This window comes from Lutibacter sp. (assembly GCF_040883305.1).
Lineage (GTDB): Bacteria > Bacteroidota > Bacteroidia > Flavobacteriales > Flavobacteriaceae > Lutibacter.
In genome coordinates, this window is record NZ_JBFLKT010000111.1 from 1 (window position 1) to 7487 (window position 7487).

General features: G+C 31.1%; 5 protein-coding genes. All 5 read left to right on the top strand.

What is annotated here, in order from left to right; genetic code table 11:
* Positions 1–62 precede the first annotated feature (62 nt).
* A complete protein-coding gene (locus AB1Z17_RS03380) occupies positions 63–1082 on the top strand; it encodes an aminotransferase class I/II-fold pyridoxal phosphate-dependent enzyme (RefSeq protein WP_368050383.1) in 1020 nt (339 codons plus the stop codon).
* Positions 1083–1255: 173 nt separating this feature from the next.
* On the top strand, positions 1256–2005 hold the full coding sequence (locus AB1Z17_RS03385) for a DeoR/GlpR family DNA-binding transcription regulator (protein WP_368050385.1): 750 nt from the start codon (positions 1256–1258) through the stop codon (positions 2003–2005).
* Between the two features lie 186 nt (positions 2006–2191).
* Positions 2192–5149, top strand: a complete 2958-nt coding sequence (locus AB1Z17_RS03390; protein ID WP_368050386.1) for a SusC/RagA family TonB-linked outer membrane protein — start codon at positions 2192–2194, stop codon at positions 5147–5149.
* A 24-nt stretch (positions 5150–5173) separates the two neighbouring features.
* The gene (locus AB1Z17_RS03395) at positions 5174–6520 is read left to right on the top strand and encodes a RagB/SusD family nutrient uptake outer membrane protein (RefSeq protein ID WP_368050387.1); all 1347 of its coding nucleotides are present in this window, start codon (positions 5174–5176) and stop codon (positions 6518–6520) included.
* A gap of 112 nt (positions 6521–6632) precedes the next feature.
* On the top strand, positions 6633–7487 hold an 855-nt coding region (locus tag AB1Z17_RS03400), incomplete at its 3' end, for an exo-beta-N-acetylmuramidase NamZ domain-containing protein (protein WP_368050388.1).

Consider the following 7487-nt stretch of genomic DNA (forward strand, 5'->3'; position numbering starts at 1 on the left):
AAAGATGGAATTATTAAATACAGTGATTTAAACGGAACTGGAATTACTTTAACCAAATAAAAATGATTGTTAATGAATTTCCAAACAGAAAAATTTCTGTAAACAAAGAACCTTATTTATATTTTGGAGGGACTTCATATTTAGGAATGGCTTCTAATAAAAAATTTCAAGAACATATTTTTGAAGGTTTAAAAAAATGGGGAACATTTTATGGAAGCTCAAGAAATGCTAATATAAAATTAGCAATTTATGATAAAGCTGAAAGCTATTTTTCAAATTTTTTAGAAACTGAAGCTAGCCTAACTATTTCATCTGGAACTTTAGCTGGTAAAATGGTAATTGATTATTTATCTAAATCTACGGTAAAATTCTTTCATTATCCAAAAACGCACCCAGCAATTTTACATTCTAATAGCTTGCCTTTATTTTTAGATGGAAAAATAAATCCACTATTACGAAATAATAGTTCAGAAGATATTGTAATTACTGCTGATGCTATTTTGGCTTTAGAAACTAAACCAACTTCGTTTGATTTTTTAGATGAAATTTCACCACAAAAAAAAATAACATTAGTAATTGATGAATCTCATAGTTTAGGGATAATTGGAAAGCATGGAAATGGATTCTTTTCTTCAATAAAATCTGAAAAAATTAGTCAAAAAATTTTAATTTCATCACTAGGTAAAGCTATTGGTCTTTCTGGTGGAATTATTGCTGGAGATAAGTATTTTATTGAAAAAATTAGAGCTGAACCAATATTTATATCATCTTCTGGAGCAAACCCAGCTTATTTAGAAGCTTTTCTTAAAAGTGATAATCTTTATAAAAATCAACGAAAAAAGCTTTTTAATAACTTAGACTTTTTAGAGCGTATTTTAAAACCCAACAACAACTTTCAATTCAATAAAAAATATCCTGTAATTTATTCAACAAGTGATGTATTACATGAAAAGTTATTACAAAACAACATAATTATCGCTAGATTTAGATATCCTACTTATGAAAATTTTATGAATAGAATTGTAATTACAGCAAACCATACTAAGAGTGATTTAGAAAAATTAACTAATACAATTAATTAAATAATATCCATATTTAATCTTTTAAATAAGAATGCATAAAACCGCTTTAAAATGCAATTTCACTTAAATATTTAAAAACATTTACCTTTAATCAATTAAAAACAAAAGACATTTCACATAAACAAAAAGTTACATATTTGTATTACTTTTACATAATAAATTAATGAAATGATATGCTAAAAGAAGAAAGACAACACCTTATATTAGACAAGATTAAACTAAACAGAAAAGTTTTATCAGCAGATCTAAGCATTGAGTTGCAGGTTTCTGAAGACACCATAAGAAGAGATTTAAATGAACTATCCGCAAAAAGACTTATCAAAAAAGTTCATGGAGGAGCGCTCCCAATAGATACTAAAGCACCACCCTACGAAGAGAGGAAGTTCTCAAACTTAAAAGAAAAAAATAGTATTGCCAAAAAGGCTGTAAGACTAATAAAAGATGGACAAGTAATAATTATGAGCGGTAGCACAACAAATTTACAACTTGCTAAAATAATTCCAGCTGATATAAATGCAACTATTTATACTTATAGTCTTCCAATTGCGCTTCAACTCACAGAACATCCTTCTTTAGAAATTATTTTTATTGGAGGAAAATTGAACAAACCCGCACAAGTTACTGTTGGATTAGATGTTGTTTCATCAATCTCCCAATTAAGAGCCGATTTATGTTTTATGGGGACTGGAGGCATTAATGTTACAAACGGAATGACCGAACCTAACTGGGAAGTTTCTCACATTAAAAAATGTATGATTGAAGCGAGCGAAAAAGTAATTGTATTATGTACGAGCAATAAAATCAATGAAGTAAAAAGATACCCCGTTACTCCAATAACCAGAATAAATACACTTATTACTGACTTGAGTTCAAAAAATGAAATCTTTACTCCGTTCAAAGAAAAGGGAGTCAAAATCCTTTAAAAACTTAAATAAAATTATTTTTATGCGTTTTTATGCGTTTTTATCTGTTATTTTTTGCGTTTTCTTAACTATTTGTTAACGTTTTATAAAAAAAAATATTACTTTTGAATAATCTATTATTATTTAAAAACCATTTTTATGAACAAAACAAATGAAAACCACTCTTTTTTTAAGAGATTTCGATTTATGAGCAGTTTTTTTATGCTCATTATGTTGGGCTTATCTGTACAAGCTCAAAATACAGCGTATACACTAAAAGGAAACGTAACCGATAATATTGGCGAACCAGCCCCTGGTGTTAGTGTACAAATTAAAAATACAAGTATTGGAGAAATTACCGATTTTGATGGAAATTATAATTTAAAAGCTAATTTAAATGTAGGTAATTACATTCTTGTTTTTAGGTCACTCGGTTTAACAACAAAAGAAGTTAAAGTTACTTTAACAAACAATGCAGAAGTAGTTCATAATGTTATCATGAATTTAGATATTCTAGGGCTAGATGAAATAGTTATAACTGGAGTAGGTGCATTAACTGCCAAAAAGCAACTAGGTAATACAATCTCCAGCGTTAAAGGTATGGAAATTGCTGAAGCTGGTTCCGTAGATATAACAGCAGGACTTTCAGGAAAATTGGCAGGGATTCAAGTATCTCAAAATTCAGGTGATCCAGCTGGTGGTATTAGTGTTCGGTTAAGAAGTGCAAGTACCGTTAATGGTAGTTCTGACCCTTTATATATTATTGATGGTGTAATTGTTAATAATAACTCTACCGATGTTTTAGGTACTAGTAGTGTAGTTCAAAATAGAATGTCAGACATTAGTCCACAAGATATAGATAGAATAGAAGTAATAAAAGGTGCGGCGGCGGCGGCAATTTATGGATCTAGAGCAAGTAATGGTGTTGTGCAAATTTTTACCAAAAAAGGACAATCTGGAGAACCAATAATTACAGTTTCTAGTAGCATAAACTTTAATTCATTAAGAAAAAAACGTGATTATAATGATGAACCTTTTGAATGGGCATCAAGCGATATAACAAATCTTGAAAAAGTACCCACTACGAGATATGACTATCAGGATATGGTTTTTGATAATTCAACAGGAACTGATAATTATGTTTCTATGTCCGGAGGAAAAGAAAACACAAACTATTTTGCTTCTTTTTCATATTTACAAAATGATGGAATTCTTAAAAGCACAAATTTTGAAAGACAAGGTGGTAGAGTTAGAATTAACCAAGCTATTAATGAATGGGCTTCTGCTTCTTTTGGTACATACTTTTCAACTAGTAAAAGTCAAGATCAACCAAACGGAGGTTATGTTGCAGGTATTTTACCAACAATACTGTTTACAAATAATACAATAGACCCAAACGCTGATGCAGATGGTAATTATCCAACTATGACATTTTATCCAAATATTTTGGAATATATTGAAACATTTGATTTCACTCAAGAAAATAATAGAACAATTAGCGATTTACAACTAAATTTAACGCCTGTAAATGGACTAAAAGTAAATTACATACTAGGTTATGACAATTCGGAATCTATAGGAAACTCATATATTCCAATTGGTACTACTACTATTGCATTAGGTAGAGCAACAACATCTACAATTAGCACAAAACAAATAAATAGTGATTTAAATGCTTCATTTGACAAAGACATTAATGATAATATAAAATCTACAACTACTACCGGATTTTCTTGGCAATCAGATAAAACAAAATTAAGATCTATTTCTGGAAGTGGTTTAGCTTTAGGAGTAAAAACTACTGATGGGGCTGCCTCAATTACTACAAATGAAAGTAGAAGTGAAAGAACATTTTGGGGAGGATTTTTACAACAAACATTTGGTATAAACAATAAACTCTATCTTACTGGAGCAATTAGATTAGATGGTTCTTCAGTATTTGGTAAAGATGAAAGAAACCAATTTTATCCAAAAACAAGTATGTCTTATTTAATATCAGAAGAAGATTTTTGGAAAAATAGTTTAGGCAACTCAATTAATAGTTTTAAAATTAGAGCTGCTTGGGGTCAAGCTGGAAACCTAACTGCAATAGGTCCTTTTGATAGATTATCAAACTATTCAGCTATTAGCATTGATGGAACTTCTGGATTAATTGCCCCTACAGAATTAGGTAATGCTGATTTAAAACCTGAAAGACAAACTGAAATAGAGTTTGGTGTTGACTTTGGGCTATTTAATAATAAAATAGGTGTAGAACTTACATATTATAAACAAGATATTGAAGATCTTTTATTAGCAAGAACACTATCTCCTACAACTGGTTTTAGTTCTAGAGTTGAAAATATTGGAACTATGACAAACAATGGATTTGAGGCATTAATTACAGCAATACCATTACAAACAACTGATTTTAGTTGGTCAGTTACTGGTACTTTTTCTACAAATAAAAATGAAGTAAATGATATTGAAGGTGAGCAATTTGGTATTGGGAATTTTGGATTTTCAGTTGCTAAGAATGGACAACCTTTAGGTGTCTTTTATCAAGGTTTTTATGCAAGAAATAACGATGGAAGCCTTCTTTTAACTCCTGGAGGACTTCCTCAAAGAGAAAAAGGATCTTATGATACAAATGGAAATCCGGTGCCTGAAAGAGATGCCTCAGGCCAGCCAACTGGATCGTCATTAAGCAAAGTAATAGGAGATCCAAATCCAGACTTTATAGCTTCTTTAACAAATGAAATTAAATATAAAAACTTTTCTTTTAGAATGCAGTTTGATGCTGTTCAAGGTGTAGATGTTTTAAGTTGGGATACACGTATGTTCTATCGTTTTGGAGGTGGACCTGCAACGGCAAGTGAATTAAGAGGCGAAAGTGTAAGAGGAACTGGAGCAGCTAAATTTGGTATTGCAGAATCTTATGTAGAAGACGGATCTTATATTAAACTTAGAGAGGTATCAACTTCTTATCTATTAAAAGACCCTTTAAAAGGAGTTAGTAGTGTTAAATTTTCTATTACTGGACGTAATCTATTTTCAATAGATAACTTCTCTGGCTATGACCCTGAAGTAAATATGGATGGACAAAGCAATGGAGCAAGAGGAGGTATTATGGGACTTGTTCCAATACCAAGTGTAATTAAATTTGGTGTAGTAGCTACTTTTTAAGTATTAAAATTAAAATATAATAAAATGAAAAACATAAAAATATATACAATTATAGGTGCTTTGCTTATTAGCAGTAGTATATTTACTGCTTGCGACACCGACTTTGAAAACCCAAACAATCCAACCGAGGATGTTGTACTAGGCACAAAGGAAGGACTCTTTGCATTAGCAACCGGAATTAGACAATACTATTCTGTTATAGCATTAAGACAAGTAATTGAGGCTCCAGGAATTACCACAAGAGAATTAGGAGTAACAAATACTTTTTTAAATATTAATGAGCTTGCTAAAGGAGGTGCCGAATTACCAAGTGAGAGCGGAGGGATTACAAACCCTTGGGTAAACCTCATAAGAGCTAAAGGAATGGCTGAATCATTGATTGAAGGAGCCAATTCAGTTGAACTTTCTGGAGGTACAAGAAGTGGTCTTTTAGCCTATGGAAATTTATTTAAAGCAATGTGCTTAGGTTCTCTTATTCAAATGTTTGAACAAGCACCTATAGATAACTCAGCAGATGGCGCTGCAGAATTTAGCGATAGAGCAACCGTATTAGCAAACTGTATTAGTTTATTAGAAGAAGCAAATGATGAATTAGCATCAACTCCAATGTCTAATGAATTTGAATCTACAGTTCTTTGGTCGCAAATAAGTTTACAAAAAACAATAAATGCATTCCTTTCAAGATATTACTTATTGGCTGGTAATTATACCGAATCAATAAATGCAGCAAATGCAGTATTAAACGATGGAGACACTACAAACTCTATGTGGGTTTATGATGCTAACAACCAAAACCCTATTTGGAATCGAACAGTAAATTCAGCGGATTTAAATCCACAAAGTAATTTTGGTTTATTAGGTACGTATATTCCTGAAGTTGGAGATGGTCGTATTGATTTCTATTTAGGTGCAGATGCTGGTTTTGCTAATTTAGATGCAGGTGGACAAGCATTAAGTGAAATGCTTGGTTTTTTTGAAACTAGTACATCCTCAATTCCTATTTATCTTCACGGTGAAATACTACTAAACAAAGCTGAAGCTTATGCCAGACAAAGTCAATTAACCGAAGCTGTTACACAGTTAAATTTAGTACGGCAAAAAAATGACGACCCTCTAGGCGTAAATGCCAATCTTGGCGCTTGGACTGGAAATGAAACAAGTCAGTCCGATATTTTGGAAGAAATATATAAAAATAGATGTATTGAATTATTTTTAACTGGATTGAGATTTGGGGATAGCAAAAGATTTCACCCTGGTTTTGTGGTTCCTTCAGAATCAAATACAACAAATGAAAGAAACAGAAATTATTATCCGTACCCAAGCATAGAAAGAGAAAATAATCCTAATACCCCAACAGATCCATCCATATAAATAATATAGTTTTAAGTTAGTTATTTGGTTAATATTTATTTAGGGCAACTATATGTTGCCCTAAATAAAACTAAAAACCGAGAATCGAAATAATTAAATTTCAATAAAGAATATGAAAGTACATACAGGTTTAGATGTGTTTATAAACGATAAAGAGCTTCAAAAAACATTTAAAGGAAATGTTGGTTTACTTTGTCATAATGCATCCGTTGATTCAACATTATCACATGCTATTATAAAATTCAAAGAAATATTTAACTCTAGATTTATAAAAGTTTTCGGACCTCAACATGGTTTTTCAACTGATGCTCAAGACAATATGATTGAAACAGATCATTCTATGCATCCATATTTTAAAATTCCAGTATACTCACTTTATTCTGAAACACGAGTTCCTACAGATAAAATGCTTGAAGGACTAGATCATTTATTTATTGATTTACAAGATGTTGGTTGTAGAGTTTATACTTATATTTATACACTAACTCTTTTACTTGAAAAATGCTCAAATAACAATATTGAAGTAATTATACTTGATCGTCCAAACCCAATAAATGGTATAGACGTTGAAGGTAATATTTTAGAAAAAGAATTTGAATCATTTGTAGGCCTCCACCCTATTCCAATGAGACATGGAATGACCATTGGAGAAGTTGCTTTAATGCATCAAAGGTTATGGGCAAAAGAAAAAACAAACATTAAAGTAATAAAAATGCTTAATTGGAAGCGCGAAATGTTTTTTGAAGACACAAAATTGCCATGGATTTTACCTTCACCTAATCTTGCCCGATCAGAAAGCGCTTGCACATTTCCTACTACAGTTTTATTTGAAGGAACTAATTTGAGTGAAGGTAGGGGAACATCACAACCACTAGAAATTGTTGGACACCCAAAAATCGAACCTTATTCATTATATACAAACCACTTAGAACAATGTATAAAAGATTCTAAATTAAAAGGTTTTAAA

Excerpts from the sequence above, each read along its gene's own strand:
- AB1Z17_RS03380 (WP_368050383.1), top strand. The coding sequence starts at position 63 with ATGATTGTTAATGAATTTCCAAACAGAAAAATTTCTGTAAACAAAGAA.
- AB1Z17_RS03385 (WP_368050385.1), top strand. The coding sequence starts at position 1,256 with ATGCTAAAAGAAGAAAGACAACACCTTATATTAGACAAGATTAAACTA.
- AB1Z17_RS03390 (WP_368050386.1), top strand. The coding sequence starts at position 2,192 with ATGAGCAGTTTTTTTATGCTCATTATGTTGGGCTTATCTGTACAAGCT.
- AB1Z17_RS03395 (WP_368050387.1), top strand. The coding sequence starts at position 5,174 with ATGAAAAACATAAAAATATATACAATTATAGGTGCTTTGCTTATTAGC.